Raw genomic sequence first — 26,229 nt, 5'->3', positions numbered from 1 at the left:
CGGATATACACGGCTCGTTTCATACACTTCTATCTATGCGGTGTAGAATTTCACCGTTCATCCATATTCTAAATCTGCTATCTGGCTCCCTCGCCCTGCGTCTCCTCTGCCCCAGCAACCGACTCAGCAAGATAACATTGCTTCCTGCTGCGCTTCCTGGTTCCGCAACATCGCCTCAACCAGGCTGACCGCCAACGGAGTGTAGCGCCTCCAAGTAGTCGAGCGCCGCTTCCAACCGCGACTCATATCCGCAGGCAAACTCTTCAAACCAGCGTCCTTCGGTCGATCGGGGCTCAAGTTGCTTCAGCCATGCCTGCGCTTGCCCAGAAAGTTTCGCCCGCCGCTTGAGCCGGAGTTCTTCCAGTCGTCGCTGCTTCTCCTGCGCTTGTTTTTGCCGCCGTTGCTCGGCAGCCTGGAGTTCCTGCTGTTGCTGCATCGCCGCTGCCCGATCGCGTTCCTCATACTGAGATTTCATCTCCGTCAGCAAGGGATTTGATCCAGATTCAACGGGGTGGCTTGACGGAACTGGGCGGGTGGCAGGTTCAGTCGAGTGGTGCAGCAATTTCGTCTGAACAGATTGCCGGGTGTCCTGATCAAGGTCCTGCAACAGGGTATCAAGCGATCGCACCGTTGCCCCTGTATCTATTGCCCCCGTATCCGATCGGACTGGAGTTGAGTTTGTCTGCGCTGTTTCTGGCTTTTCCGCTTCGGCTTTGAGATCGGCAAGCAGTTTATCCACCGCGTCCATATCAATCGCTCACTGCATCCATCAATACTTCCGCGAGGGTCATGTCCGCCATGTCATCCATTGTGATCGTGTCACAAATGTCGAACTTGGCTCCCACGCCTTCCAACTGCTCATCCAATGCCTTAAGAAACTTGGTAACCCCAGAATCCGTCCCTACCTGGATAAACGAGATCGCCAATTCCTCATCTCGCTCCATCTGGCGCGTTGCTTCGATAATCACTTCCATCACCGATCGACGATCGTCCGGTTCGCCATCCGTCACAACCAAGATTGTTTCACCTGCTGGTTTCGTTTTTCCGGCCGCCTTGCGCTGGAAGTAGTTGTTCACAGCATCCATCAGCACCGCAGTCAGATTGGTGGTTCCGACGGGGTCGTTCTCCATGAAGATCTGTTCTACCTTGCTGGAAGTCACATCGTCGTAGCGTTTGAACCGACTGGAGAACAAATAAACCGTAATTCCATCTGGGTCAAACTGCTCACACTTCCGCGCCAGTGCCAGAGTCGATTCTTGAGCAGCGTCCCAGCGGCTTTTTCCACCTGCTTGATCGCAGGTAGACATGCTGCCGCTCTTGTCAAGAATCAACGTATAGTCCCGGTCTTTCATACAACACCTCTCTAACGTAACGTTCTGGTTGGCGCTCAGGCTGGATTTTGCTCTACCAATCTAGCCGCTCGCAGTCCAACCTGGGTAGTCATCTGCAATCCTTTTCCTTGCGGGGGTGAACGAAAATCTCCGCGATAGTGATGGATGAGCAACGAATACTTTGTCTTGCTTCACCCTGCGATGTCTTTTTAGTAAGACGGTAATCGGAAATTAAGGGGCGATCGGTTCAGAATTTGAAGCAATAACTATGTATTAAGTGTCAGATCTGCTGGATAAGACCCTCTATACTCGGCATTATCCGTTAGATTTGCTGGATAACACCCGCTTCTTAAGGAATTAAACATCAAATCTGCCAGTTAAGCTCTGTATTTCGGGGTTTTATTCAGCAAGTTTGAGGGTTAAGCAGGGAAAATGAGGGTGTTATCCGTCAGAAGTGCTGGCTAATACCCCGGTTAGTAGGTTAGGTTGAGCCATCGTTACGCTTGTGTGCCCAGTGAGGGGGACTGCGAAAAGTGTGGTAATTCCTCATTTAGGCAAACCCAGGGGGCTGCGCTTGATGTCCAAATGTCCAGTGCAGGAGAAAAATCGCTTTGGTCGTCAAACGTCGTAAAGCGTATGGATGTGAAATCTGGCATCGCTTCGCCGGTTGTGAACAAGGGGCTACCGCAGTTTGAGCAGAAACTTCGCGTTGTCTGAGAGCCACTTGACGCGCGAACAGAATATTCTTTTGGTGAGCCGGTGACTTTGATGGACTCTGTTGATACGACTACGCCAGATGCGAACGGTGCTCCGCTAGATAGTTGGCAATCACTGCAATGACAATTCAGCATGGCCAGAGGCGCACTGTGACACTCGTAGCGTACGCCACCGCAAGCGCAGCCACCTGAAAATGGAACATTCATAACAGACCTCTTTGCTTAGCTCTCCGTGGAATTTAGTTAGTCGCTTTGGGTTGAGCTAGTGTTCGCGAATCGTCTCCCTCAGGAGGAAATCCAACATCTGCCGCTGAGATTGTTGGGGTTCCTTCGTCAACCCAACCTACAAGAGATCTGCGATCGCACTGGTCGTAACGGCTAAGCTCACCAGACGCAAATAACCTTGACAACTCACTGAGCAACTTGCGGGTTCCAACTCAGCGATTTGTTAGACGTCCCTAGTATCAGGCTTCCTTGCTCAAGATTGCTCTATATTATAACAATATATATATGCAGCAAAGTGTAGAAAATGACTCAAGAGGATAGCGGCTTCTTATTTGTCTGCAATGATCCGACGCATGCCAAGGCGCTAATTAAGTCTATCAGGTGTGACGGAAAATTTAGTGACACGATCAGCAAATTTGAATTTGCCTCTAGCGTTATCGAGCTTTGTTTACACTCTCTTGACGGGAAGAAAGATACTATCACACATGCAAGTATCGCGAGGTTGGGCGGTGCTGCTGCGACTGCTAGACGAAGAGTTTTATTCTCAAACTTTATTTTTTTTAATCCCCCGATAAAATTTACTACTTTAAATGAGGGAGTATTAACTAATTTTGCCGAAAATGTAGTGAAGCCATCAGATGGAGTTGCCAAAAAATTAGAACCAGAACTATGGGAAGCTCTTATTGAGGCAATTAAAAAGTTGCAACCATCTTTAGTGGCCAGTTTTTGTGAGCTTGACAACTTACGTAATATCCTAAATTCATCAATTCAGGATTCAGGCTTACAAGTTGTTGCTCAAGAGAAAGATTCAATTGGATTGGCACTTGACATATTTGGGCTTGATAGGGAAGAAATACTTTTTGCTTGGAGTCCTGTTTCCACAAATAACGAGGTTGCGCCTTATCTTAAAGGCTTGCAAAATACCTTTATACTGGAAGACCCAATGAACTCAAGAGATGCCAGATTCTTTAGTAATTGGCAAGAAATCAGTAACGATATGGTTGGCTCTGCCACTTTTACTAAAGAAGGGCAAAACTTAACTATTTCAAATTTTAATAGGCATAAGGTTGAACAGAATACAGGCGTTGATCTCGTGTATTACCATCACAGATTTGATGCTTATATCATGGTTCAATATAAAAGAATGAAAGTTGAGACTTCCAAAAGATTTAACCGAATTGTATATAGACCTTTACTAGATGAATCTTACAAAAAAGAGATTGAGAAGATGAAGGAGCTTCAAAAAAGCTTTTGCTCATCCGACAATGAAAAAGTGTCTAATTATTTTCAATACAGATTGCACGGTAATCCATTCTATTTCAAACTTTGCTTACCTTTTAGGCTTGAATTAGCATCAACTGATCTCATTAAAGGAATGTATTTCCCGTTGGATTATTGGGAAGTACTAATTGGCTCAGATAAAGTCAGAGGCGAAAATGGAGCTGTTCGTATTGTGTATCAGGAATCCGATAGGCACATTAATAACACTTTATTTATTGAGCTTGTGCAACACGGATGGATTGGGTCAAGGCTAAATGATACTGCAATGATTACGGAAATTATAAAACAATCCTTGGAACGAAAAAGATCTGTAACCTTGGCCCGAAGTAGTGTTGGCCAACGCTAAATCATGGAGGAGAACAACATTTTCCTACAGCCCCTACTCGATCAAGTGAGGGAAACGATCGCCTCAAGCATTTCACTACGGTTGACGAGTTGCTTTTGCGCTAGTACACTCATCCACTAAGCCGTTCGGCCAGAGCGGTTGTTACACAGAACTCGAAAACTTTGGCGCTGCCGGAAGGTGTTACGAGCACCAACCGACAGCTAACCCCGCAAATCTAACCAGCAGATTGCGAGGCTAGGGAGATCGTACCCTAGTCACTCCAGTTTGCACTTCAACTGCGGGTGGCTAGGGTTTTCGCGTTCTGTTTTCCTCACCCTTCCACCCCTTGCGGGGGGCAGGGCTTGCTCACCGCAACCAAAAAAGGAAACAGAACCGATGTTTGAATATCTCGAACCAGACGCCAGCGACAACTCAGAACCCAGCTCCCTGCCGCTGCCACCCAACTCTGGAGCCAAAAACAAAGGGGCTCAGTCTCTAACACCCGAGAAAGTGCGCCACCTGCTCTACGGCAGTTTGGTAGCCATCGATCGCACCATCAAAATCCTCCACTCCCTCGGCTACGCCAACCCCAACGACTGGAGCGACCCCATCCCCGTGCCGCCCAACGGCAGCGAGCCAAAGCACCCTAACGAACCCCAGACCTGGATGGCCATTCTTACCAAAACCATACTGATTGAGTAAGTCTTTTCCTTGCAGCTACCGGGTACCTGCTGTTGTTGGCCAAAATTTGCCTACTGGCAAAGGTACTCGGTAACTGTTTGACAAACCTTAGCGTTCGCGCAGCGTTGCAAAGCAAATCGCGCAGCGTTGCAAAGCAATCTGCGACCTCAGATCATCAATGTGACGGCTCAGCTTAACGATCTACAGGGTCAGATCGCCAATGTGACCTAGCAGATCGACGATCTGAGGGTTCAGCTTAGCAATCTGCGCCCTCAGATCGTTAGTTGCAACCTCCAGCTTGTTAATCTGACCTTGCAGATTGCCATTGCAGCTCAAACTAAAGCGTTGTTGCAGACCCGCTAAGGATTTTTAGCGCTGCATTAATGCTGCTCTCGGCCATTTGGCCGATGTTTGGCTGCGGCTTCCGCTGCGGCGATGCGCGTTTAACCCTCAAGGGCAGCATTAATTTACGCAAAACACCGCCCCAACTGATGCAGAGGCGATTGCCTCAACGCTGCACGCCCATCTCCTGAAAATTCTGCCCTGTCATTGCTACGTCAACCAAGGTCAAACTTTTACCCTATTTGAGGATTTATCCTATGGCTACTATTGATGTAACTCGCCGCCTCCAGACCCGTATTATTCTTCAAGACATCGAATCCTACGAAGGCTTTCGCATCGTAAGAGACTACACCGCCCGCCGCCCAGAAGCTTCCGCCGAGACACTGCAAGCCAACCTAGCCGCGATGCAGGCCAAACAGCAAAAAGAAACTGAACTGGCTGCCATGGCCAAAGCGGCTGCCGACGAAGCCCGCCAAGCCGAGTGGGAATTCCACAACAGCGTTATGGCCATGAAAGAATCGGTGCGGGGTCTGTATGGGCCTGATAGCCACGAAGCCCAGTCAGTCGGCTATAAGAAAAAGTCTGAGCGCAAGCGTCCCCGTCGCCGCCCAGCAGCTTAACGACTGGCACTCACGCTTTAAGCTTACGACCCAAGGCACCTCGGCTTCGTCAAGAGGCCGAGGTGCCTTAGGTTTACCCATGGATACCATTCAAAAGTAATTATCTGCGCTATCCATAAAGCGCTGGAGTTGCGATTTCGCCACTTGACTACAGTGGTAGATATAGAGAGCAGACTACCCGATCTGTCCCTTATAGCGATTCCAACAATGGCCCAAATCACTATCGACATCCCTGACGATCTGGCTCAGCAGCTAGCTCCCTTTCAAAGTCAGTTTTCTGACCTTTTCACTCGGCTCATCGCCACTACCCTGCTCGGCCAGCCTACCCCAGACCAAAGCTCCGCCGCCTCTCCCTCACTGGCCACCTTTGCTACCTACCAAGAAATCCTCGATTTCCTCATCAGCCAGCCTACCTCAGAGCAGATTATCGGCTTCAAAGTCTCTGAGACATCGCAAAGCCGACTGCAAACGCTGCTACAAAGAAATCGCGAGGCCACTCTCACCCCTACCGAATCAGCAGAACTAGATCTCTATGAGCAACTTGACACCCTGATCGGGTTTCTCAAAGCCCGTGCTTTCGCTACCCTCAAGTCGGCTCCCAACAACTAGCACCCCCATGGCTGACTACATTCCAGTAGCTTTGCGGCAGTTAGTTACTCAGCGAGCTTCAGGGGCTTGCGAATATTGCTTGATCCACCAAACCTTTTCCATCTATAGCCATGAGGTAGATCACGCCACTGCTCTCAAACACGGAGGGCGAACGGTTTCAGAGAACTTAGTGCTGGCCTGCCTACCCTGCAATCGCCACAAAGGCTCCGACCTCACCAGCATCGATCCGCTCACAGGTGAAATCACGCCTCTCTTTAACCCGCGTAGCCAAAGCTGGGCAGAGCATTTTCAGCTAGACGGGGGTTACATTCTTGGGCTAACTGCCATTGGGCGAACTACTCTATTTTTGCTCAAGTTCAACGAGCCCAGCCGCCTCCAGCTACGACAAACCCTAGCCGCCCAGGGGCTTTACCCAGGTTTGTCCTTTTAACCATTGCCGTTAGGCCAACTCTTTTTCACCTTCTAAAAATCATCAATCAATCCGCTCAGGCGAGACAGCACGGGATCTTCAGGTACCTCTTCGACCTCTTCTGCATAATGCACATCATCTGAAGCTGGCTGGGGAGACGTCGGAATGGCAGCACCAGAGCCTGCCAGGTGAGCCACCTGGAGAGACAGCTGCGCCAGTTGGGCTTCTAACCGTTCTAGCCGATTCTTCTCTTGGGCAAAAAAACGCTGCTCTACACTGAGCAACTGGGCCTCAAGGCTCTCAATACGTTTGTCTGTATCTGTAGAAGATGGTGGTTGACTAGGATAAGCGTGGTTACTCAGCAAAAGCTGGTGAAGAGCTTCTTTGCAAAGGTTGCTAAAACTCAAGCCCGGCTGTCTAACCAGCTCAGCTTTGACGGCAGCCAATAGATGTTGATCAAACTCACTTTGGCGAAACAGAACCAACTTCTTCGGCTGGCGTAACCACTTCAATACCATCATTCTCATCCTGAAACCATAGTGCCACCCACTGGTCAAAATCTCTTCCCAATCGATGCAGAGTTTGCTTTCCTAAAACACTCATTCAAGCAAACAAAATCAACATTCGATTGAGAAGAGACTAGGCACGGCTAACGCCCAAATCAAGAAGCCTGAGCTGTTGCACGGGCCGCACGGGCTCCTGCCACCTGGGCTTCTCCATAAATATACTGCCCTAGGGCGTTAGCCTGTCGGCTCGGCGTAGCGAGGTGGGCATTGATCTTGGCTTCTTTCAGCAAGCGCTGGATATCTTCCCAAAAGAACTCGCCGCCGCCACCCGTGAGAATGACATCTGTAACCCGCTCTGGCAGCCAAGCCAACAATCGGTTACACATCTCCCGCGAAAAATTCTCTTTGAGGTTAGGCAAAATGTCGTCTAAGTTAGTGGGTCGATTGGCTCCCCGCGGACGGTAGAACCGTTGGCCCTGAGGCTGATTTACAGCAGCGATTAACGCCAAAGACTGGCTGTCGGCTCCCTCAATTTGGGATGCTACCTGCTCATAAAACTGGCTCATAGCAAACGCTTCACTTCTAGAAACGCCACGAGCAAATCTGAAGTTGTCAACCATGATGCAATCTGTGGTTTGATGCCCAATATCCACGATCGCAACGGGCAGCTTGGTAAAGTCAACGTTAATATCTTTCTTCTCTTGCACCTCATTCCATAGAATGCTGCCGTACCCTTCAGGCATGACCCAAACCTTATTGATGTTGATGGTAATCGGTTCACCCCGATAGCTCATCACATGTGGCCCCAGCAGCAAACTCATCAGCTGCTCTTTCTCGCGCTCAAACTGATCCTGAGAATGATAGGGCAGTCCCAGCACTACCGAAATCTCATCCCGCATTTGAAAGTAACCGACACAGGCCAGAACCTTGACTAAAGCATCATTGACTTTAGATTGGCCGACCCCTAAATTAGCGCCAAAATCCTCTGCTAGCTGTCCCATGGCATAGCCGCTGCCCTGGTAAACCATCCAAATGTCAGATAGAGGATCCGTTGCACGGGCCTCGAATGCGCCCCCCTGCACTTGCTCTATCGACAGATGTTTGACATTTGCCGGAATGAAGACAACACCACTCGGATCGCGGCTAATAGAAGTTTTTGTAGAGGTACGCCCCAAATCAACACTGAGAATGGATTTGGACGACACAATGTTTTCCTTAGGTGCTGCGGCATCGCCTGTGGTTCTCACTGGCGATGTCTGGTTCATCGGTATAGAAGCAGCTTGTGACATGGTCATTGATTCTGAACCCTTTATCGAGCATCACAAAAACCACCAACCTTATGACCCCGCAGCAAAGCCAAGTCAAAGATCTTTAGAAACTTTGACGGGGATCAGGTCTTCGACTTGATGGCTAACTGTCCAAGACTCCCAAATCAGCAAAGTGTTCCAGAAAAATTTTTCTTTTTTAAGCTGCACTTCGGCATTCAAATGTCAAGTGTTTAGGTGGCTTTGCGGAAAATCTGTCTATCAGTATTCTCTGACCTTGGCAGGTCAAAAAGAATACAGAGATCCTTCATGAAAGCCGATAACCTCTAAATTCTAGGTCTATTTATTTGATTTCTACAATCATCTATCTGCCGGCAGAATAAGCAAAGAAAAGCTAATGATTTTGGCTTGCGGCTTGCCTGTTTTAATCGGTCTACAGCTCTGCGAATTTGAGGTTTTGAATCCAGCTTGAGCAAGCGCAGTTTCTCACTAAAAAAACGCAAAAAGGGCCCGGCTAATTCAATTAGCCGGGCCCTTTTTGCATACTTCAGACAATCCGAATCTAGACTGCCTGAGCAGGTTTAGTAGTCGAAGTCGCCGCCCATGCCAGCGCCAGCGCCAGCGGCCGGAGCCTTAGGCTCGGGCTTGTCAACCACAATGCATTCGGTGGTTAGCACCATCGAGGCGATGGAGGCCGCGTTTTGCAGCGCCGAACGGGTCACCTTGGCGGGGTCCACAATACCAGCTTCGAACATGTCGATGAACTGGTTGTTGGCCGCGTTATAGCCAATGTTGAAGTCTTTCTCCTTCACCTGCTCAACGATGACGGCTCCGTTGTAGCCCGCATTTTCAGCGATGCGGCTGAGAGGGGCGGTGAGGGCGCGAGTGACAATTTGGGCACCCAGCAGCTCTTCGCCGCTGAGGTTGTCGCTGGCCCAGGCTTCGAGCTGGGGAGCCAGGTGAGCTAGGGTGGTGCCGCCGCCGGGGACGATGCCTTCTTCAACGGCTGCCTTGGTGGCGTTGATGGCGTCTTCGAGGCGCAACTTGCGGTCCTTCATCTCGGTTTCGGTGGCAGCACCGACCTTGATTACGGCTACACCGCCGGAGAGCTTAGCCAGACGCTCTTGCAGCTTTTCTTTGTCGTAGGTCGACTCAGTTTCGTCGATCTGGCGACGGATCTGCTCGCAGCGGGCCTTGACATCCTTCTCGTTGCCTTCGGCGACGATGGTGGTGGTGTCTTTGGTGATAGTGAGACGACGAGCCTGACCCAGCATGTCGAGCTTGGTGTTGTCGAGCTTGAGGCCGGTGTCTTCGGAGATCACCTGGCCGCCAGTTAGCACGGCAATGTCTTCAAGCATGGCCTTGCGGCGATCGCCAAACCCAGGCGCTTTCACCGCAGCCACATTCAGCACGCCGCGCATGCGGTTGACTACCAGAGTGGCCAAAGCCTCTTTCTCAATGTCTTCAGCGATAATCATCAGGGGCTTGCCGGAGCGGGCCACCTGCTCCAGCACAGGCACCAGATCTTGCACCAGGGCAATTTTCTTGTCGGTGATCAGAATGTAGGGCTCATCGAGCACCGCTTCCATGCGCTCGGTGTCGGTGACAAAGTAGGGCGACAGGTAGCCCTTGTCGAAACGCATCCCTTCGGTGACCTCCAGTTCGGTGGTCATCGACTTGCCCTCTTCCAGAGAAATCACGCCTTCGCGACCGACTTTATCCATGGCATTGGCAATCATTTGGCCAACTTCATCGTCGTTACCGGCGGAGATGGCACCCACCTGGGCGATCGACTTGGAATCGCCAACGGGACGGGCGTGCTCAGCAATTTTTTCGACTAGAAATGCGGTGGCTTTGTCGATGCCGCGCTTCAGTGAAATGGCGTTGGCCCCAGCGGCGACGTTGCGCAGACCTTCTTTGACGATCGCATGGCCTAGCACCGTCGCGGTGGTGGTGCCGTCGCCAGCGGCGTCGTTGGTTTTAGAGGCCGCCTGGCGCAGCAGAGAGACGGCGGTATTTTCAATATGATCGTCTAGCTCAATTTCTTTAGCAATGGTGATGCCGTCGTTGACGATTTGGGGTGCGCCATACTTTTTCTCTAGCACCACGTTGCGACCTTTGGGGCCGAGGGTCACGGCTACGGCTTCGGCCAGAATATCGAAGCCACGCTCAAGGGCGCGACGAGCATCTTCGTTGTATGTGATCGTTTTAGCCATTGGTAAATAATCCTCCTAACAAAAGGTGAATTGTTGAACTAACTGCGTTGTGTTTAGAACGTTATTGGGTGTGTCAGGCGTCGGCATAGCCTGAGCTTGGCTCATAACCTGACGCACCAAGCTTGGCTCAAGGAAAGCCCCGAATGGATGGGACATTTCCTTGTGGGCAGAGCCTTAAGATCTAGGATTGGACTTTGTGGGATAGCCGTCTCGGCTGTCCACGATCAGGCAGGATGCCTAACCTACAAACCGTGGATTGAATAAATCCTTAGTCCTCAACGCTATGCCTTCTACGGATTAGTCTGCGATCGCCCCGGTCGATGGTGGGCGCTGCCCACCCTACGGGCCAAAATCGTCAATCCCAATGAGCCTAGCCGAGGGCAGCCAGAATGTCGGACTCGCGCAGCAGCACGTAGTCGTCAGTGCCAAGCTTGATGTCGGTACCGGCGTACTTGGAGTAGAGCACCTTGTCGCCGACTTTGACTTCCACCGGCTGGAACGAGCCGTTGTCATCGCGCTTGCCGGGGCCAACCTGCACCACTTCACCCACCTGGGGCTTTTCCTTAGCGGTGTCGGGTAGCAAAATGCCGCCAGCAGTTTTTTCTTCGGCTTCGCTGACTTTGACCAAAATGCGATCGCCCAGAGGCTTCACAGTAGATACACTCAGGGTGACTGCGGCCATAATGTACCTCCAAAGGTTTGCTTAGTGAATGTTTGAATCGAGACGCGTTAGCACTCCCGCATCCTGAGTGCTAATTTAGCTGCCCAAAAGTTACCTCGGCAATTCTCTGGGAGGTGTGGTTTGCCGAACCTACCCTAGGAGGCTTGCCCTACAAGAGAGGGAAAAGTTTTGAGTTCTTAGTTTTGAGTTCTAGGCCCCAGCCCTAATTAAAAACTCAACATTCAAAACTCAAAACTTTCTTTCACCCTTGCCACTCGCCAAACACAATCGACTGCGCCGCCTTGCCAATTCGCCCTAGGTCTTCATCAAGCAGCGGTGGCCACACAACGCCAGCCTTCTGCCCCTGGGCGTAGAGCTGGCGGCTTTCGTAAGAGAGAATGAAGAGGGCTTGCGTGAGGGTGCGATCGAGGGTGGGCTCGTTCTTTAGGCCTTCAAACAGGGCTTTGAGGGCGAGCAGCAGAGAGGTGACCTGCCCCGGTACGGGCGGTTTGCCCTGGCGCAGGCAGGCGATAAAGGTATCGGGCAGGTCTTCTCTGGTGCCGAGGGTTTGGCGGACGACAAATTCGCGAGAGGTTTCAAAATCCATAGGGGTACGGTAGCTGAATAGGGTGATTTAGCCCCGCGTGTGCTGGTGGTTGCTATTGAGTCGACGCTAAGTTTGACCCAGTTTACCGCCTGGGCGGATTTCAGCAGCATTGAACTATAAACGGTGCCTCGCTTAAGTTGATAAGGCATTGCAGTATGCGGGCAAGCTGAGCGTAACTGGCGATCGCCCGTTGTTCACCCAAACCTACGCAGGTGAGTATGACCATCCCTTCTCCACTGGCAGCTCCTTTGGCGGTTCCGTTTGTCGATTTGACCTGGCAGCATGGGCCGTTGCAGGAAACTATTCAGGGGGTAATTAATGCCGTCATCGCCCAGGGAGACTTTGTGCTGGGCCCGGCATTGGCCGACTTTGAGTCGAACTTTGCCTTGGTCTGCGGCACCCAGTTTGGGGTAGGGGTAGGTTGCGGCACCGATGCGATCGCCCTGGGTCTGATTGCCTGCGGCGTTGCCCCCGGCGATGAGGTGATTTTGCCCGCCAATACCTTTGTAGCGACGCTGATGGGGGTGCTGCGGTCGGGGGCAACGCCTGTGTTTGTGGACTGCGATCGCGCCACCGCTCTCATGGATCTCGATGCTGTCGAGCGCGCCATCACCCCTCGCACTCGCGCCATTGTGCCTGTACACCTCTACGGCCAAATGGTTTCGCCCCACGGACTGCTGAATTTGGCCAACCGCCACCGGCTGATAATTTTTGAAGATGCGGCCCAGGCCCACCTGGCCCAGCACGAGGGCTACACCGCCGGCACCATCGGTTTAGGGGCGGCCTTTAGCTTTTACCCTAGCAAGAATCTTGGTGCGTTAGGCGATGGGGGCATGTTTGTCACAGGAGACAAGCTGATTGCGGAGACGGCGCGATCGCTGCGCAATTACGGTGCCACCAGCAAGTACTATCACACCGAACCCCAGGGCACCAACAGCCGGTTAGACACCCTGCAAGCCGCTGTGCTCAACGTCAAACTGCCCCATTTGCCGGGGTGGAATCAGGCTCGCTATGCGATCGCCCAGCACTACGATCGCCGTCTCGCCCCTCTAGTTGAGCACGGCATTCTCCCCATGCACAACGACGCTGGCCCTGGCCATATCTACCACCTATACGTCGTGCGCATTACGGCTACTTGCCCCCTCCATCGTGCTAACCTCCAGGCGCAGCTTGCCGCCGCTGGCGTGCAAACCGGCATCCACTATCCCATCCCCTGCCATCTGCAACCCGCCTTTAGTGCCCTCGGCTATGGCCCCGGCAGCTTTCCCCAGGCCGAAGCCCTCAGCCAAGAGATTCTCTCCTTGCCGATGTACCCCGGTATGACTCTAGAGCAGGTCGATTACGTCGTAGACGCTATGGTTGAAGCAGTCACCGCCGCTAGAGCTGTCGGTGTTTTGCAAGCCGTGAATGGGTGAAGAAAAGTTTTCAGTTTTGAATTTTGAGTTTTGAATTAAAGCTAGAGTCCAGAACTCAAAACTAAACACTCAAACTCCCCATCTCCCTCATCTTTCCCACATCCCCGCTCCCCATGCCCTCCCTCCGCCGCCACCTCACCCCCCCCTGGGCGATCGCCGCACTCCTAGCGATCCTCTACGGGCCGCTGCTGCTGCACTGGGTCGATGGCTGGCTGAACAAGTCCATCAGCATTCAGCACGAGTACTTTAGCCACGGGCTGTTGGGGCTGCCCTTTGCTGCCTACATTGCCTGGGGTAAGCGTCAGGTCTGGGGCGAACTGCCCAATCGTTGCCATCCCCTAGGTCTGGGTCTGGTAGGGCTAGCGGGGCTGATGTACCTCACCCGCTTGCCCGACTGGATGAATCTCTCGCTGCCGGTGATGCTAGTGGGGCTGTGTCTGGGTCTAAAATCCGTCGCGGGGCTGCGGCTTCAGGCGATTTCTCTCATTTTGGTGGCGCTGGCAACGCCAACTCAGCTGCCCTACCTGATTGAGCCCTACATTTTGCCCTTGCAGCGATTGATTGCGTCGGTGGCGGGGTTCTTGCTGGTGCAGCTTGGCATTCCAGTGACGGTCGAGAATATTTACTTGTTCGTGAATGATCAAACGGTGGAGGTTGCCCCCCACTGCGCTGGGCTCAAGATGCTGTTTACCAGCCTCTACGTCGCCCTGATGTTGGCCTACTGGACTGGGGTCCACAGGTCGCGGCTGAGAACAGTGCTCTTCTTTAGCGGCACGGTGGCCATTAGCGTAGTGGGCAACATTCTCCGCAATACGTTTCTGAGCTACTTCCACGGCACGGGACGCGATGGCGCTTTTGATTGGCTACACGAGAGCTGGGGCGGCGACCTTTACTCGGCCCTAATGCTGCTCACCATCATTCTGCTGCTGCGGCTGATTCAAGAGCGGGTGCCCGATCGCCTCAATCTGGCGGTGCAGTCGCCGTCATCGTCGGTGTAGGTCTGTTATTTGTGGAATGCGATCGCTCCTATGACCCCTCAGCCTTCGTCTGCTAACCTGCTCCCCAGCCGCTGGGTCAACTTAGTTTTGGTGGTTGTGCTTACCGCTCTGGCGGGGATGGCGACTTTGCCCGCCTACCTGAGCGGGCAGTGGCCCTGGGCCAACAGCCCCCAGGTCTCCCAACTCGATCAGCTGCGCGCCCTGCAAACAGAGGGACTGGCCCTGCCCGGCTGGCAGCAAACCACCGTTGAACCCGTCCCCATCAACCGCCAAACCTGGACCTTGGCAGAGTATCGGGCAGACTCTTCTGAGACTCAATCAGCCCCGGTGCAGCAGTTTGCGGTGTTGCTGCACCCCCAGCCCTGGCACAGCAACCAGCCTCAGCTAGAGTGGATTGACCTAGCCGGGGCGCAAAAGTGGCGCATTGAGTCGCGGCGCAGACTCAAGGTTACCTCTCCCCAGGCTGGGTCGGTGGAGGCCAGGTTCTTTCGGGCCTGGGGCGATCGCCAGAGCTTTGCGATCGTGCAGTGGTATGCCATGCCCAGCGGCGGTCATCCGTCACCCAGCCACTGGTTTTGGGCCAACCAGTGGTCTCAGCTCACTCAGCGCAGACTCACCCCCTGGGTGGCGGTGAGTCTGCTGCTGCCCATGGAACCCTTGGGCACGATGGATGCCTATCAATCCCTGGCTGAAAACTTAACAGGGTTAATTCAGCAACAGCTGACCGCCGCTGTCTTCAACACTTAGGCGGGTTCGATGAGCAGGGTATTGCCCTGGCGAGCGATCGGGCGAATGGCATCGCCAGCCTGAAAGCTGTAGCTCGTCAGAGCAGCGCGAGCCGTCCAATACACACCGTTGACGCGCACGACCCACTTCAAACCTGGCTGTTCCACAGAGTGAATCATCCCAACGCCGGGGTAAAATTTACCCTCAAGCATGGCTCTGGCTGGTGTATTCAAGTCAGTCATGGCAAATGTGCCTCCTTTTCTCCCCTCGCTTATCAGTGAAGGTAGAGAGCAAGGTGTGACACATGTAGTACGTTATGTAACAAAAAAGCTCACCCTACGAGGATGAGCTTTAAGGCATCAGCATAAATTTTGGCGTCAGCTAACTACTGGCGAAGGGCAGAGTCTAACCCGCTGCTACTTCGGTTGGTGGTCGATATTCCTACTCCACAACGAGGCGGGAGAGGCTGGTGCCGGGATAGTAGTTGCCCAAAATTTGGGTGTAGTTGTAGCCCTTAGAGGCCAGTTCCATAGCGCCGGTTTGGCTCATGCCGTTGCCGCCGTGAGCAGCCTGCACGATCGCATCCGATGCCGCATAGAGCGATTCGACAATGCCACCGTTGTAGCTAATGAACTCGCCTGTAGTGTTAGCTACCGCCGCCTGGGTCGTATTGGTCTCTTTGGCAATGCCTTTGTAAGCCTGGTAACGCTGGGTATTGTCGAGGTCGTAGGCGCGTTGGGCGTGGCGCACATGGTGCACTAGCGCGTAGGAGCGAGCGGCTACTGCCTGGGCCTTGAGCGCTTCGTCTGGCCAGTCCACATACATTTCGCTGCCGACAACGCTGCTGAGGTAATCGTGCATCAGCACAAAGTTGACGGCCATTAGACCAGAGCCATCGGTGATCATTAGCACGCGGCCTTTGTACCAGCTGTCGCCCACAAAGACATAGCCGCCTTCGCCAGGCTCTAGCCAGGCGGTGTTGCTGAGAGCACAGCTACCGACCGCCATGCCAGACCCCTGTGGTTTGAGAACTAGGCTGCTCTGGGCGGGCAGGTTGCAGTGGTTTTGACCGTTGAGATCCATTAGGTAGCCGTCTACGGAGGTGGCCACCTCTAGGCTGGAGGCGTTTTTAGCCACTGCCACCCGCATTTCTAAGTTGGTGTCAATGGTTTTGCCAGGGTCAAAACTGGTCCCAGCGCTGTTAGGAGCAGGCGGTGCCGAGGGCTGGGGCAGCGATCGCGTTGCGCCAGAGTTAGTGGCTTGGTTAGCGGACGCAGCGGGGGCCTTAGCAGCTGGGCTAGCGGGGGCCGGGGCTGCGGCGGCTGCGGCTGCGGGGGCCGCCGTCGGAGCCTTGGCCGCAGTACTGACCGCCTCGCCGTCGGTAGGAAGCGTGGCCTGCACCAGCAATCGCCGCGCCCGATAAAGATCGACAATGGACTGCCGCACCATGCCCGTGGTTTCCCACAGAACCGGGCTCAGGTTACCGGCCTTAGTATCCCGGCCTCCAAAGGGAGCCGCCGACACCTGCACCAGCAGCAGGCTGGCAAAAACTAACCCACCAAAAACTTTAATTCGGCGGCTCTTATTACCCAATGCCCAAGACCATGACAGTGGCTTGGAACGCAGCGGTTTGACCCGAGCAGACTTGAGTCGTACCGGCCGCAGCTTTGGTCCCTGAGCCTTCCAAAGATCTCTCATGGTGGTTTAACCCAACACCCACGCGTTACGTAATCGAACCATGGCCAAGAAGCCTTTTCCCATCTAAGGATAAGCGTTAAAAAATGCGACGACTCAGACACATTCGTAACATATGCCTAAAGACATAGATTTATAAAGTATGAGTGTATATAGCTTACAAGAAGGCTTTGTAAGTTCTTGCGCAAAGAATCCTTCAGTACCTACGGGTCTGACATCAGGCTTAAAAGCTTTTGGATTAAAGCGTTAACCGAGTGCTGCGTGGGAGTTGGCAACACCATCTTCCCCATAGATTTACATTGTTTAAGGGCGTTCTAAGGGTCATCTAATTCGTCCCACGAAGACGGGTTTTCATCCCTGCAAGTTCCCAAGGCTGAGGAAATGCAGGCTTTTGTCGCCTCAAGTCGCCTATAAAGGTGTGCATTCGTAGTGGCTGTAGGGATGGCCGCCGCTGCCCGTTTGGCTCAGCTGCTGACATCCGTTGGCGCTCAAATCTGAGCCAATGTGAATAAACCAGAGGTCGAAGGGGCGGGGCATGGTTGAGAGAATCTCGGCCAGCTTTTCTTCGGGGGGCGCGGTTGGATTATTGGGCAAGGTCCAAAGAAAAAATTGGGGCGGCACAGCCCACCCGCTGTTTGGGTTGCTGGGGTTGAAATGGCGGTGAATTTCCCAACCGATGCTCAACAGTTCATGACCAATTACCGTAGGCTTTTCTGCTTCGATCTGAGCAGGAAAGCCTATCAGTGCTGGATAGGTGGATTCTGTCTGAATGGTGCGTACAAGTTCGGCTGGTGCAAAGTATTTGGCAAAGGCCAGATTGCTCACAACAAATAGGGCGCTGACCACGCCAGCCATCCAAAACACTTGAACAGTGCGTCGCCCAGAGATTTTTTGCTGGGTGAAGGGAATGCGGAGCGATCGCGGCTGTGCGGTGGTCTCTGGCCAGTAGACGGCCAATAGCCCCCCTACCAACACCATCACACCGGGATGGAACACAAAGTTATACCGATGCCCTCGGGTGATATCCATCCCTAAGCCATAGGTGACCGCAAGAAAGAGGGCGATCGCCGCCAGCACAAACCCGCCCATCAAAAACAGGCCAAACCGGCCATTGTCAGACTGGCTCACCAGGTGTCTGGCTTTCAGCAGCCGCGCCACCATCCCCAGCAGCACGGGCAGCAGCACCAGCACCGACAGCACTACGGCGGTAATGCCCACAACGCCCTGAGCATTGGTGATGGGCGTAATCACCATAAAGATCAGCCCGACGAGGGTCTGGGCGATCGGGTCGAGCCACACCCTCGGCTGGCTGAGGTCAATGGCCAAGTTGGAGGACTGGCTGCTGCCATAGAAATTGAGCAGCACTGGCAGCCACACCAGGCAAGCGGCTAGCGTTCCCAGCATGACCCCGTAAAGCCGTCGCCAGGGGCGCTGCCAGAGGAGTCTAGGCTGGGCCCGCCCCTGGTAAAGGGCCAGGGCCACCAACACCAGGGCCTGGGCCAGCAGCGCCAGCACCGTAAAGTAGTGGGTGGCAAAGGCCAAGGCGTTGATGCCCACCCACAGCAGCGCCAAAGGTAGGGAAATTGGTCGGGGCGCGGCTGCTCCGGGGCGGGGGCGACGCAGGCTCCAGCCCCCTACGGCAAAGCAGACTAGCCCCAATGACACCATCAGGGTGGCCATGCTGTAGTGCCGCGCCTCTTGAGACATAGCCACTCCAAAGGGCGACACGGCCATAAAGGCAGCACCGATTTGCCCCGCCAGCACTGAGCGAAACCCCAACCACCCGGCCAGATACACTGCTGGCGCGCTCAAGGCACCAAACAAAGCGGGCAGGGCACGCGCGGCCCAGGGCAAGGCAACCCCCTGCGCGTCGGGAAAAAGGTTCATCCACAGGTGGGCGATCGCAAAGTAGGCCGGTGGATGGTTATCTTCCTGCATGAGGTAGTGAATGGCTGAGCCTACGCTCGCTTCTGGCCGGGGCTGAAGGGGCGTTAGCAGCTGGTCTAACGAAACCACCTGATCGAGGGGAGCCGAATAGCTGCTGTTGCCCAGGGCGAAGATCATCGTGGCCGCTTCGTCCATCCAGAGGGGCTTGCTCACCAATCCTAAGAAACGAATCGCCAGGGCGAACCCAAACCACAGCAGCATCCAGCAGGCTGTGGGTGGCAGCTGCCATGTTTTGAATAACCGCATAACACCGCCCGAAAACTCCCAAAGCTGATGATACTCTCCAGCCACCGCGCGGAGGCAGTTTGCCCAAGATAAACCCTGGCGATCGCGCCCCTTGAAAAAGCTAGAGGCCAGAAAAATAAGGGCCTCAGCCAAGGCTGAAGCCCTCAAAACTCTAGATAGGCGATCGCTCAAACGGCGACGTCGGACACTGAATTGAGGCCCACAATGTCTTCGTAGGCGGCTGCGATGATGCAAATCGACAGCGGAATGGTGACAAGCAAGCCAAAGCCCAGCAGAATGACACCGCCAATGTTGAGCAAGAAAATCAGCAGCAGCAGCCCAAAGAATGAAAACCACTTTTTGGTGATCAGCTTGCGGCTAGTTTCCATGGCTTGCCAGAAGTCAGCATTTTTGTCGATCACCAGCGGTTGGGCAAATAGATAAGCCACGGCCAGATAAACGCCCGGTAGAATCAGCAGCACAGACCCAATAACGATCAAAACAGTCGAGACGAGCGTGACCAGAAAGATCGGCAAAAACTTGTTAAACCCTCGAAAGAAGTCGTTAAATACCGCATCACGATTGCGCGCAATCTGGAAGGCCACAAAGTAATAGCCTGCGGTGAGCGCCGGGGAAATTATGTTGAAGGCGAGGCTGAGAATGCCGCCGTTGTCGCCGATAGGAGAGAACAAAATAGTGATCTCAGAACTGCCCTCGGCTCTGGTGCCGATAGGAGGGGGCAGAATAGAGATCACAACTTGGATCAGTAGCAGCAGCAGCGTAAACAAAACAAACAGCAGTGCTTTGGCTTTAAAGATCTCCCACCCTCGGCTAAAGTAATCACCGATTCTGACCTCGTAGTCTCGACCGGTCAAATCAGAACTAAAACTACTCATTGTTCTCCGCAATCCCCAAAGATTTTACTTAGTAGGATATCGGTTTCACGTTAAGTGGGGTTGAAATTGCGCCAAAAATTAACCTGAAATCATCTATCTTAAGGTTGATTTGTAACTGGTTCTAATGCCAATGAGAGGCGGTTTTGTTGGACATCGCTGGGGAGATCACCCTCAATCGACCACTGGGCTGCCGTGGTGGTGAATCATATACCACTGTCCGGCCATGCGTTCAAAGCCGTTAGTGGCCATCGATCGCGCTTCTAGGCGGCGGTTCCCAAAGCGATCGGTGCCGGTTTCGCTGCCGCTAATTTGCAGCACGTTCTCAATCAGCACCACGTAGGCCAGGTCGCCGCTGACCTCAACGGTGAGAATGTCGGTGTCGATTTCGAGGTAGCTGGTGTTCTCAAAGATGCGCGCCCAGGCCTCGCGGATCTCGACCCAGCCCTTGAGGGCATCGCGGCCAGGGTGAATGCAGAGGCAGCCCATACCTTTTGACCAGACCGCCTCCATGGCTTCTATATCCTTCTTCTCAAAGGAGCGGTAGAAAGCCTGGTTTGCGGCCAAGACCAGTTCGCGATCGCCAGCCATAGGGTCCTCACTGATAAGATACAGGGGCTTTCCCTGCTTCCCGTCTTGAGCATAACAACGGTAGGGGGAGGCAACCACCTCCGGCAGCAATGTTGCGCACCCTGATGCTAAAACTCGCCAATCTCTGTAAGCGCTACGGTTCTAAGCCGGTTTTGCAAAATCTCAGCCTGAACCTACAGCCGGGGGAAATCTACGGTCTGCTCGGCCCCAACGGTGCTGGAAAAACTACTACCATCAACATCATCTGCGGCTTGCTCAAGGCCGACAGGGGCACCGTCACCATCGGCGATCGTCCCGCCGGAGAGGCCACCAAAGCCTGGGTGGGAGTAATGCCCCAGAGCAACCTGCTCTACGGCAGCCTCACCTGTAGCGACAACCTGTTTTTCTTTGGCCGCCTCTATGGCCTCTCCCGCCAAGACTGTCAGCGACGGGTGAATGTGTGCCTGGAGTCGGTGCAACTTTTAGATAAAAAACACGTCCCCGTCGAGCGCCTCAGCGGCGGCATGCAGCGGCGGCTGAGCATGGCGGCGGCGATTTTGCACCGCCCCAAGCTCGTGATTCTCGACGAACCCACCACCGGGCTCGATATTGAGGCTCGCCAAGAGCTATGGCAGCTAATTCGCCAGTTTAAGTCGATGGGGGTGACGGTGCTGCTCACCTCCCACCTGCTGGATGAGGTCGAGCGCCTGTGCCAGCGGATCGGCATTTTGCGCCAGGGGCAGCTGCTGGCGGAGGGCACCCTAGAGGAACTGCGATCGCGCATTCCCGCCCAGGAGATTGTCACGGTGGAGACGAAGGATGTGCAGGGGGCGATCGCCCGTGCTCAGCAGCTTGGCTACCCCCACCGCACCTACGGCGGTGATCTGGCCTTTTGGGTGCCCGACCAGCTCGAACTTAAGGATCTGCTCGATCGCTTCGACGGCATTCCCCTCGACTCGATCGCCCGTAGCCCGGTCAAGCTAGAGCATGTTTATTTGGAAGTGACTCGGCAGCCTGAGAAACCGCTGGGGGTATAGGGTTCAAGGTATTGGGTATAAGGTTTGTCTCGGATCGTGAACCCTAGATCTAATACCTCCTAGACCTAATACCTAATACCTAATACCCCAATCACCTGCCCATTAAGGTGTTGTCATTGGGTACCCGCTGTGCCAGAGTCACTTTATCCACAGGTTTTTCCACAGATCGCTAATCGCTCGCATCGATTGAGGAATCCGACCTTAGCTCTTCAAGGACGATCGCCGCTAGCTTGGCCGAGGCCCCCGCTGCGCCCCGCACCGATCGCAGATCCTCACGCATCGCCCTCAGTGCGTCTGGATCTGCCAAATACCCCACCACCTCTGCGGCTACAGTTTGGGGGATGATTGGGCCAATGCGCTCGGGTACCACCTCGCGTTTTGCCCAGATGTTGGGCCAGGCAAACAGCCGCCCCTCCTTATATATTTGTCGTAAAACTAGCCCGTTGATTAATTTGGCGAAGCCATCCCCCACTAGAGGCAGGTTGGCCAGCAGGCCCGGAATGCCGTCCCAGGCTTTCATCGCCTCTAGCTTTTGGGTGGCTAGCAGCACCATCATTGGAATACCTAAGGATCCCAATTCTGCGGTGTTGGCCCCTACGGTGGTGAGGCAAAACTGCATCTGGCCCATCACATCGTAGGCAGGGGTGCCCTGCCACAGCAGCACCTCTAGCCCACTGGGAGTTCGCAAGCGGGGCAGGGCGGCATCGGGTTCTACCAGTTCGGCCGATGCGGCCCCCTCAACCAGGCGAATGTCTGGGTTGTGGGCCGCATCGGCAAACTGGGCCAGCGCCTCTAGCGACAGCATCGGCGCTACTGGAATGACGAACTGGGTTTGGGGCCGCAGGCGATGGATGGCCTCGGCGGTGGCCAGAGCGAAGGGCAACCCCACGCTGAGCTTGTTCTTTTTTGAGCCGGGCATGAGGCCAATTAGGTCGTAGTCGGGTTTGAGGTTAAGACGATCGCGCACCGGCTGCCCGTCGGCATCGCCCTGCACATCGGCCATCAGGTCGCCAATTACCTCACACTTGTTGCGAAAATCATCTGGGGCCGCTTCTACAATGTTGGCCGTCATGCAGCCAAAGCGATCGATCCAGCGGTGCCAGCGGGCGTCCCACTCGGCGTAGATGACGGTGCGATAGCCCAGGCGCTTGCCAAACACGACCGGATAGATTTGGTCGCCACCCAAAAACAGCACTACGCCGTGGGGGTGCCAGTCCCAGTTCTCTGCTGTTTTGCCAGACAGTAAAAAGGAGAAGAAATGCTCTGGCCCCTGGACGCGATCGACCCCCGGCAGGCCATGCGCCATCTCGGCCTCGCGTCCGGAAGCGTTGGCACAGGGCGACAGCACCACAGAAATCCGGACTTGACTGTTGTCGGGCAGGTGCGATCGCAGCGATCGCACCACCGGGCGCACCCAGGTCGAAATTTCCCCCGGCCCGTTGGAGAGAATCAAAATATCGTTGGGGGTGGCAGCTGGGGTGGTCATGGGGGCAACGCTCATCGCTGGGAAATACCTTGTTCCGGTACTATCAAATCACCATGATACGGACTCATGTTTACGCCGGGCTGGGGTGCCAGCAATCTAGTGCTTCGACGGCTGTGGGCCGACAGTTTATTGGTTGTAGGGCGATCGCTACAAACCGGCCGAGCAAAGCCCAATCTTTCTCCCCCTAGATTATTGATTCACTACCGCCACTAATGGAGGCCCTGCCTCAAGCGGTAGGGCCTTAGACCGACGCAACCGCCCAGCAGTTTGTTTTTCGCAACACAACAATACGTAACTTAGACTACACGCTTGCTTTCTCAGTTTCAGGTTCCCCGCTTTTACCATTCTCATGGAAGCGGTTGGAGCCCGGAAACTCTTTTGGGGCAGGAATTCTCCATGGGCTATAAAAAGTGGCTCTAGGGAATGCTGGGTTCCCAAATACTACATTTATGAAAATGCTGATAAGCACTGTTACAATCCGGCGACTTCCTTCAGGATCATTGTCGGTGCCTGATCCCGGTGCTAACGTCTGAGTCATGGTTCGGATAACCTTCCAGCAAAGAGAGTTAAAACCATGACCCAACCCGACAGATCATTTCTCTTGGCGCGTTAGGCCAGCGCCCTGTCACTTGGTTCAGATTCAGTGCATAGCTACGCCACCTGCCCTCATCATCTGAACTCAGCACACACCACGGGTAGTTCTGACTCATTCAACATTTTTTGACCTGACTTCACTCACGGCTCTAGTGCTACAGAATTCAGCGCTTCTCTAAACGGCTGACTTTGCTCGCACCTAACTCTAATTACGCTGGCTGAAATATTTCAGACTCAGCAGGAGGTTTCTATGCTTTTTCACGGTAAAACCGCTTTGATTACTGGCGCTTCTCGCGGCATTGGCCGCGCTATCGCCCACTCCCTGGCTCGTCAGGGCATGCAGCGCATTTTGCTCGTTGCTCGCAGTGCCCAACGCCTAGAGGAGGTTGCCGCAGAGGTGCGGCAACTTGGGGCAGAGGCTGTCATTTTGCCCGTAGATTTGACTGATCCGATCGCAGCCAATGTGGTGATTGCCCGCGCCTGGCAGCACCACGGCCCAGTGCATCTGTTGGTGAACTGTGCTGGGGTGGCCCACCAAGCCCCCTTTTTGCAAGCTAAACTGCCCCAGGTACAGTCTGAGATTTCGACCAATTTGATTGGGTTATATACGGTTACCCGCCTGATCGCTCGCCGGATGGCGACTCGTCAGGAGGGCTGTATTGTCAACGTGTCGAGCCTGATGGGTAAGGTGGCGGCCCCAACCATGGCTACCTATTCAGCGACCAAGTTTGCGATCGTGGGCTTTACCCAGGCGCTGCGGGGTGAACTGGCTCCTCACCGGGTCCGCGTAGTAGCCCTGCTGCCCTCGCTGACCGACACCGACATGGTGAAAGGGTTTGAGCGGTTTCGCGGCGTGCAGCCCTCGACCCCAGAGCAAGTGGCTGAGGCCTTGGTGCAGGGGCTGAAGCAAGGCCAGTCTGAAATTTTGGTGGGCTGGCAAAGCCATGCCGTGGTGTGGGCGCAGCGGGTGGTGCCCTGGCTAGTCGATTCTATGGTGCAAATCTTAGCCCCCGCCAAACCGGTGCAACGTCAACAGCGCCCCATTCGTTCTACTTAGCTGGGTTACAAGGTTAGCAGGTTGGAACTTGCCAATTCGCTCACCTGGCAACCCCCAAGGTTTGCCTCAGGACAAACGAGGCTACTTAGTAGGGGCGCTGGTACCAAAGAAATCGATGCGGTAGTCAGTGATCGTAATCCCAGTGCGGGCTTCAATCTGCTGAATTAGGTCGGCGGGCAGGGTGACGTCAATGTCGATGATTTCGTTGGTGTCGAGGCAGTTGACGTGGCTGTGGGAGTCGCTCAGGTGCCCGTAGAGCCGACCATCGGCGCGCTCAACACATTCGATAATGCCCTGCTCGGATAGGGCGTCGAGGTTTTGGTAGACAGAGGTGTGGCCAATCTCGCGGCCCTGCTGATTGAGGCGATCGTAGATTTCGCGGGCAGAGAGGTGGCCCTGGTGCTGCCACAGGAGTTCTAAAATGTAGCGCCGCTGCCGGCTTAGCCGCATGCCAAGGGCCTGGCAGCGCTCAATGGCATCATCCAGACAGGTGATGGGCTTTTTCAGGACAGCTGACTCATCCATGGTGGGGGAGGTTAATTCATACTCAGTACCACTTTAACTTGTTTGAAAGAATCGTGTCTAGAACTACAAAACATCGGAGAACTGCCCCGTGCCCAATACCCCTGGCTGTCGCTCGATTTTAGAAATCTGTGGGTGATTTGCTACCAGTGCAATCAGGAAAAGGCCGAACGGCATTGGTATGAGTATGAGCACTATGTATTTACCCAATACCCAGACCGCTACGGGGATATCGTCTTTGCAAGACTAAGACAGTTGTTGAAGACCCTACGCTATAGCTAGCTTGAGAAAACCTGGCGATCGCCTAAATATCGGCGAGGTCAGTAAGCCTGAATTTAAGATATTAATATAAGCAGCAGTTTTTCTCTAGCCACTAATTAGGATGCAGCCAATTAAGTTAATAAAAAAAACAGCCAAAATCATTTTTTATGCAGATTTTAGTCTGCCAAAGCAATATCGGCGGGAATTGGGTGTGAGCAGTAGACGGCTCCAATCTTCCCTATTGGCTAGGCAATCTCCATCTAACAGTTGATTTCATTCAAACAAAAAATGCCTATCATTTTGAATAAGGTTCAATAGAAATTAACTTGTTGCACGTTAGCTTCTATTGAATAACAGCTTTTAGATGGAAGACTTATCAATATGAACGTTAACGAAAAAAATTACAAATCCGTTTCTGACCAAAATTCGGATCCAAATTACAGGTCTGAATCTGAGCATGAGCCAAATCCTGATAGCAATCCGGATCCTATTACTGGAGAGCACGGGGCTCGCCCGGTGGGTACAGGGGTTGGTGCAGCAGGTGCAGGCACAGTGGGAACTGCCGTCGGGGTCATTGTTGGTGGCCCAATTGGGGGCGCTGTGGGTGCAGTAATCGGCTCGGTAGCCGGTGGTCTGCTGGGTAAGGGAGTGGCTGAGACCCTAGACCCCACGGTTGAAGACGAGTATTGGCGTCACAACTATGCCACCCGCCCCTACGTAGAGGCTGGTCATAGCTATGAAGACTATAGCCCTGCCTATCGCATTGGCTACGAAGGCTACTCAACTTACTCAAAACAGGGATTGTCTTACCAAGACGCTGAACCCCACATGAGACAAAGCTATGAGCAGCATGGTACCCATCGCCTAGGCTGGGACAAAGCAAGGCACGCTAGCCAAGATGCATGGCATCGGCGTGAGCAGAACGTTTCCAACAATGATACTAGCTTCAAGTAGGCGTTAGCTACGATCGTTACACAACACAATTGCGGAGTCCAAAGATTGCTTTGGA

General features: G+C 53.8%; 27 protein-coding genes. 12 read left to right on the top strand and 15 right to left on the bottom strand.

The genetic code is table 11. The annotated features are described in order from the left end of the window. Positions 1 to 175 precede the first annotated feature (175 nt). From H6F57_RS02900 to H6F57_RS28245, 3 genes are all read right to left on the bottom strand, one after another. Positions 176 to 748 carry a hypothetical protein gene (locus H6F57_RS02900; RefSeq protein ID WP_206753708.1) on the bottom strand — a complete coding sequence of 191 codons (573 nt, stop codon included), beginning with the start codon at positions 746 to 748 and terminating at the stop codon, positions 176 to 178. Position 749: 1 nt separating this feature from the next. After that, positions 750 to 1,352 carry a VWA domain-containing protein gene (locus H6F57_RS02895; RefSeq protein ID WP_190629431.1) on the bottom strand — a complete coding sequence of 201 codons (603 nt, stop codon included), beginning with the start codon at positions 1,350 to 1,352 and terminating at the stop codon, positions 750 to 752. A gap of 476 nt (positions 1,353 to 1,828) precedes the next feature. Beyond that, positions 1,829 to 2,182 carry a GFA family protein gene (locus H6F57_RS28245; protein WP_347279959.1) on the bottom strand — a complete coding sequence of 118 codons (354 nt, stop codon included), beginning with the start codon at positions 2,180 to 2,182 and terminating at the stop codon, positions 1,829 to 1,831. Between the two features lie 394 nt (positions 2,183 to 2,576). On the opposite strand from H6F57_RS28245, the gene H6F57_RS02885 reads away from it, so the two are divergent. The 5 genes from H6F57_RS02885 (at position 2,577) to H6F57_RS02865 (ending at position 6,560) form a co-directional block, all read left to right on the top strand. Next, positions 2,577 to 3,899, top strand: coding sequence for a hypothetical protein (locus H6F57_RS02885; protein ID WP_190629426.1), 1,323 nt, complete (start codon positions 2,577 to 2,579; stop codon positions 3,897 to 3,899). Positions 3,900 to 4,274: 375 nt separating this feature from the next. Further along, positions 4,275 to 4,580: a hypothetical protein gene (locus H6F57_RS02880; protein ID WP_190629424.1), complete on the top strand. Its 306-nt coding sequence runs from the start codon at positions 4,275 to 4,277 to the stop codon at positions 4,578 to 4,580. A 578-nt stretch (positions 4,581 to 5,158) separates the two neighbouring features. Further along, positions 5,159 to 5,521: a hypothetical protein gene (locus tag H6F57_RS02875; protein WP_190629422.1), complete on the top strand. Its 363-nt coding sequence runs from the start codon at positions 5,159 to 5,161 to the stop codon at positions 5,519 to 5,521. 207 nt (positions 5,522 to 5,728) lie between these two features. Beyond that, a complete protein-coding gene (locus H6F57_RS02870) occupies positions 5,729 to 6,130 on the top strand; it encodes a hypothetical protein (RefSeq protein WP_190629420.1) in 402 nt (133 codons plus the stop codon). Between the two features lie 7 nt (positions 6,131 to 6,137). Next, complete coding sequence (locus H6F57_RS02865; protein ID WP_190629418.1) at positions 6,138 to 6,560, top strand: HNH endonuclease signature motif containing protein; 423 nt, start codon at positions 6,138 to 6,140, stop codon at positions 6,558 to 6,560. Between the two features lie 32 nt (positions 6,561 to 6,592). Here H6F57_RS02865 and H6F57_RS02860 read toward each other — a convergent pair whose 3' ends face one another. The 5 genes from H6F57_RS02860 to H6F57_RS02840 all read right to left on the bottom strand — a co-directional run bounded on the left by H6F57_RS02860 (position 6,593) and on the right by H6F57_RS02840 (position 11,794). Further along, a complete protein-coding gene (locus tag H6F57_RS02860) occupies positions 6,593 to 7,096 on the bottom strand; it encodes a plasmid segregation centromere-binding protein ParR (RefSeq protein WP_190629416.1) in 504 nt (167 codons plus the stop codon). Positions 7,097 to 7,200: 104 nt separating this feature from the next. Beyond that, a complete protein-coding gene (locus H6F57_RS02855) occupies positions 7,201 to 8,340 on the bottom strand; it encodes a ParM/StbA family protein (protein ID WP_190629414.1) in 1,140 nt (379 codons plus the stop codon). A 551-nt stretch (positions 8,341 to 8,891) separates the two neighbouring features. Further along, entirely contained in the window at positions 8,892 to 10,526 is a 1,635-nt protein-coding gene (gene groL, locus H6F57_RS02850; RefSeq protein ID WP_190629412.1) for a chaperonin GroEL, read from the bottom strand. A 370-nt stretch (positions 10,527 to 10,896) separates the two neighbouring features. Next, positions 10,897 to 11,208, bottom strand: a complete 312-nt coding sequence (gene groES / locus H6F57_RS02845) for a co-chaperone GroES (protein ID WP_073609036.1) — start codon at positions 11,206 to 11,208, stop codon at positions 10,897 to 10,899. A gap of 241 nt (positions 11,209 to 11,449) precedes the next feature. Next, positions 11,450 to 11,794 (bottom strand): Dethiobiotin synthetase, encoded by a 345-nt coding sequence (locus H6F57_RS02840; RefSeq protein ID WP_190629410.1) that lies wholly within the window; start codon positions 11,792 to 11,794, stop codon positions 11,450 to 11,452. A gap of 218 nt (positions 11,795 to 12,012) precedes the next feature. On the opposite strand from H6F57_RS02840, the gene H6F57_RS02835 reads away from it, so the two are divergent. The 3 genes from H6F57_RS02835 (at position 12,013) to H6F57_RS02825 (ending at position 14,954) form a co-directional block, all read left to right on the top strand. After that, on the top strand, positions 12,013 to 13,209 hold the full coding sequence (locus H6F57_RS02835; protein ID WP_190629408.1) for a DegT/DnrJ/EryC1/StrS family aminotransferase: 1,197 nt from the start codon (positions 12,013 to 12,015) through the stop codon (positions 13,207 to 13,209). A gap of 113 nt (positions 13,210 to 13,322) precedes the next feature. Further along, on the top strand, positions 13,323 to 14,207 hold the full coding sequence (gene crtB, locus H6F57_RS02830) for a cyanoexosortase B (protein ID WP_190629406.1): 885 nt from the start codon (positions 13,323 to 13,325) through the stop codon (positions 14,205 to 14,207). Positions 14,208 to 14,237: 30 nt separating this feature from the next. Then, on the top strand, positions 14,238 to 14,954 hold the full coding sequence (locus H6F57_RS02825) for a cyanoexosortase B system-associated protein (RefSeq protein ID WP_190629405.1): 717 nt from the start codon (positions 14,238 to 14,240) through the stop codon (positions 14,952 to 14,954). On the opposite strand, the gene H6F57_RS02820 is transcribed toward H6F57_RS02825, so the two are convergent. From H6F57_RS02820 to H6F57_RS02800, 5 genes are all read right to left on the bottom strand, one after another. Beyond that, positions 14,951 to 15,175, bottom strand: a complete 225-nt coding sequence (locus tag H6F57_RS02820; RefSeq protein ID WP_190629403.1) for an NfeD family protein — start codon at positions 15,173 to 15,175, stop codon at positions 14,951 to 14,953. The genes H6F57_RS02825 and H6F57_RS02820 overlap by 4 nt on opposite strands. A gap of 199 nt (positions 15,176 to 15,374) precedes the next feature. Then, the gene (locus H6F57_RS02815; protein ID WP_199289862.1) at positions 15,375 to 16,631 is read right to left on the bottom strand and encodes a SpoIID/LytB domain-containing protein; all 1,257 of its coding nucleotides are present in this window, start codon (positions 16,629 to 16,631) and stop codon (positions 15,375 to 15,377) included. 405 nt (positions 16,632 to 17,036) lie between these two features. After that, complete coding sequence (locus tag H6F57_RS02810; RefSeq protein WP_190629401.1) at positions 17,037 to 18,953, bottom strand: hypothetical protein; 1,917 nt, start codon at positions 18,951 to 18,953, stop codon at positions 17,037 to 17,039. A 35-nt stretch (positions 18,954 to 18,988) separates the two neighbouring features. Next, a complete protein-coding gene (locus H6F57_RS02805; RefSeq protein ID WP_190629399.1) occupies positions 18,989 to 19,696 on the bottom strand; it encodes a hypothetical protein in 708 nt (235 codons plus the stop codon). 171 nt (positions 19,697 to 19,867) lie between these two features. Then, positions 19,868 to 20,284: a nuclear transport factor 2 family protein gene (locus H6F57_RS02800; RefSeq protein WP_190629397.1), complete on the bottom strand. Its 417-nt coding sequence runs from the start codon at positions 20,282 to 20,284 to the stop codon at positions 19,868 to 19,870. A gap of 104 nt (positions 20,285 to 20,388) precedes the next feature. Here H6F57_RS02800 and H6F57_RS02795 point away from each other — a divergent pair, with 104 nt between their 5' ends. Then, positions 20,389 to 21,300, top strand: coding sequence for an ABC transporter ATP-binding protein (locus H6F57_RS02795; RefSeq protein ID WP_190629565.1), 912 nt, complete (start codon positions 20,389 to 20,391; stop codon positions 21,298 to 21,300). A gap of 169 nt (positions 21,301 to 21,469) precedes the next feature. Here the strand turns inward: H6F57_RS02795 and H6F57_RS02790 are convergent, their stop codons facing one another. Further along, positions 21,470 to 22,786: a lipid-A-disaccharide synthase gene (locus H6F57_RS02790; protein ID WP_199289861.1), complete on the bottom strand. Its 1,317-nt coding sequence runs from the start codon at positions 22,784 to 22,786 to the stop codon at positions 21,470 to 21,472. An 844-nt stretch (positions 22,787 to 23,630) separates the two neighbouring features. On the opposite strand from H6F57_RS02790, the gene H6F57_RS02785 reads away from it, so the two are divergent. Continuing rightward, entirely contained in the window at positions 23,631 to 24,437 is an 807-nt protein-coding gene (locus H6F57_RS02785) for an SDR family NAD(P)-dependent oxidoreductase (RefSeq protein WP_190629393.1), read from the top strand. 81 nt (positions 24,438 to 24,518) lie between these two features. On the opposite strand, the gene H6F57_RS02780 is transcribed toward H6F57_RS02785, so the two are convergent. After that, a complete protein-coding gene (locus tag H6F57_RS02780) occupies positions 24,519 to 24,962 on the bottom strand; it encodes a Fur family transcriptional regulator (protein WP_190629391.1) in 444 nt (147 codons plus the stop codon). A gap of 42 nt (positions 24,963 to 25,004) precedes the next feature. On the opposite strand from H6F57_RS02780, the gene H6F57_RS02775 reads away from it, so the two are divergent. Both H6F57_RS02775 and H6F57_RS02770 read left to right on the top strand, forming a co-directional pair. After that, positions 25,005 to 25,241 carry a hypothetical protein gene (locus tag H6F57_RS02775; protein WP_190629389.1) on the top strand — a complete coding sequence of 79 codons (237 nt, stop codon included), beginning with the start codon at positions 25,005 to 25,007 and terminating at the stop codon, positions 25,239 to 25,241. 468 nt (positions 25,242 to 25,709) lie between these two features. Next, positions 25,710 to 26,174 (top strand): hypothetical protein, encoded by a 465-nt coding sequence (locus H6F57_RS02770; protein WP_190629563.1) that lies wholly within the window; start codon positions 25,710 to 25,712, stop codon positions 26,172 to 26,174. Positions 26,175 to 26,229: the final 55 nt, after the last annotated feature.

The organism is Leptolyngbya sp. FACHB-60 (assembly GCF_014695775.1).
In the GTDB taxonomy this organism is placed as follows: domain Bacteria; phylum Cyanobacteriota; class Cyanobacteriia; order Phormidesmidales; family Phormidesmidaceae; genus Nodosilinea.
The sequence above is the reverse complement of the archived record's forward strand: the minus strand, read 5'-3'. Positions and strand labels throughout refer to the sequence as shown.

What these genes read in the sequence shown, in the direction of transcription:
- H6F57_RS02900 (WP_206753708.1), bottom strand. Translation starts at nt 748, where the DNA reads ATGGACGCGGTGGATAAACTGCTTGCCGATCTCAAAGCCGAAGCGGAA.
- H6F57_RS02895 (WP_190629431.1), bottom strand. Translation starts at nt 1,352, where the DNA reads ATGAAAGACCGGGACTATACGTTGATTCTTGACAAGAGCGGCAGCATG.
- H6F57_RS28245 (WP_347279959.1), bottom strand. Translation starts at nt 2,182, where the DNA reads ATGCTGAATTGTCATTGCAGTGATTGCCAACTATCTAGCGGAGCACCG.
- H6F57_RS02885 (WP_190629426.1), top strand. Translation starts at nt 2,577, where the DNA reads ATGACTCAAGAGGATAGCGGCTTCTTATTTGTCTGCAATGATCCGACG.
- H6F57_RS02880 (WP_190629424.1), top strand. Translation starts at nt 4,275, where the DNA reads ATGTTTGAATATCTCGAACCAGACGCCAGCGACAACTCAGAACCCAGC.
- H6F57_RS02875 (WP_190629422.1), top strand. Translation starts at nt 5,159, where the DNA reads ATGGCTACTATTGATGTAACTCGCCGCCTCCAGACCCGTATTATTCTT.
- H6F57_RS02870 (WP_190629420.1), top strand. Translation starts at nt 5,729, where the DNA reads ATGGCCCAAATCACTATCGACATCCCTGACGATCTGGCTCAGCAGCTA.
- H6F57_RS02865 (WP_190629418.1), top strand. Translation starts at nt 6,138, where the DNA reads ATGGCTGACTACATTCCAGTAGCTTTGCGGCAGTTAGTTACTCAGCGA.
- H6F57_RS02855 (WP_190629414.1), bottom strand. Translation starts at nt 8,340, where the DNA reads ATGACCATGTCACAAGCTGCTTCTATACCGATGAACCAGACATCGCCA.
- groL (WP_190629412.1), bottom strand. Translation starts at nt 10,526, where the DNA reads ATGGCTAAAACGATCACATACAACGAAGATGCTCGTCGCGCCCTTGAG.
- groES (WP_073609036.1), bottom strand. Translation starts at nt 11,208, where the DNA reads ATGGCCGCAGTCACCCTGAGTGTATCTACTGTGAAGCCTCTGGGCGAT.
- H6F57_RS02840 (WP_190629410.1), bottom strand. Translation starts at nt 11,794, where the DNA reads ATGGATTTTGAAACCTCTCGCGAATTTGTCGTCCGCCAAACCCTCGGC.
- H6F57_RS02835 (WP_190629408.1), top strand. Translation starts at nt 12,013, where the DNA reads ATGACCATCCCTTCTCCACTGGCAGCTCCTTTGGCGGTTCCGTTTGTC.
- crtB (WP_190629406.1), top strand. Translation starts at nt 13,323, where the DNA reads ATGCCCTCCCTCCGCCGCCACCTCACCCCCCCCTGGGCGATCGCCGCA.
- H6F57_RS02825 (WP_190629405.1), top strand. Translation starts at nt 14,238, where the DNA reads ATGACCCCTCAGCCTTCGTCTGCTAACCTGCTCCCCAGCCGCTGGGTC.
- H6F57_RS02820 (WP_190629403.1), bottom strand. Translation starts at nt 15,175, where the DNA reads ATGACTGACTTGAATACACCAGCCAGAGCCATGCTTGAGGGTAAATTT.
- H6F57_RS02815 (WP_199289862.1), bottom strand. Translation starts at nt 16,631, where the DNA reads ATGAGAGATCTTTGGAAGGCTCAGGGACCAAAGCTGCGGCCGGTACGA.
- H6F57_RS02805 (WP_190629399.1), bottom strand. Translation starts at nt 19,696, where the DNA reads ATGAGTAGTTTTAGTTCTGATTTGACCGGTCGAGACTACGAGGTCAGA.
- H6F57_RS02800 (WP_190629397.1), bottom strand. Translation starts at nt 20,284, where the DNA reads ATGGCTGGCGATCGCGAACTGGTCTTGGCCGCAAACCAGGCTTTCTAC.
- H6F57_RS02795 (WP_190629565.1), top strand. Translation starts at nt 20,389, where the DNA reads ATGCTAAAACTCGCCAATCTCTGTAAGCGCTACGGTTCTAAGCCGGTT.
- H6F57_RS02790 (WP_199289861.1), bottom strand. Translation starts at nt 22,786, where the DNA reads ATGACCACCCCAGCTGCCACCCCCAACGATATTTTGATTCTCTCCAAC.
- H6F57_RS02785 (WP_190629393.1), top strand. Translation starts at nt 23,631, where the DNA reads ATGCTTTTTCACGGTAAAACCGCTTTGATTACTGGCGCTTCTCGCGGC.
- H6F57_RS02780 (WP_190629391.1), bottom strand. Translation starts at nt 24,962, where the DNA reads ATGGATGAGTCAGCTGTCCTGAAAAAGCCCATCACCTGTCTGGATGAT.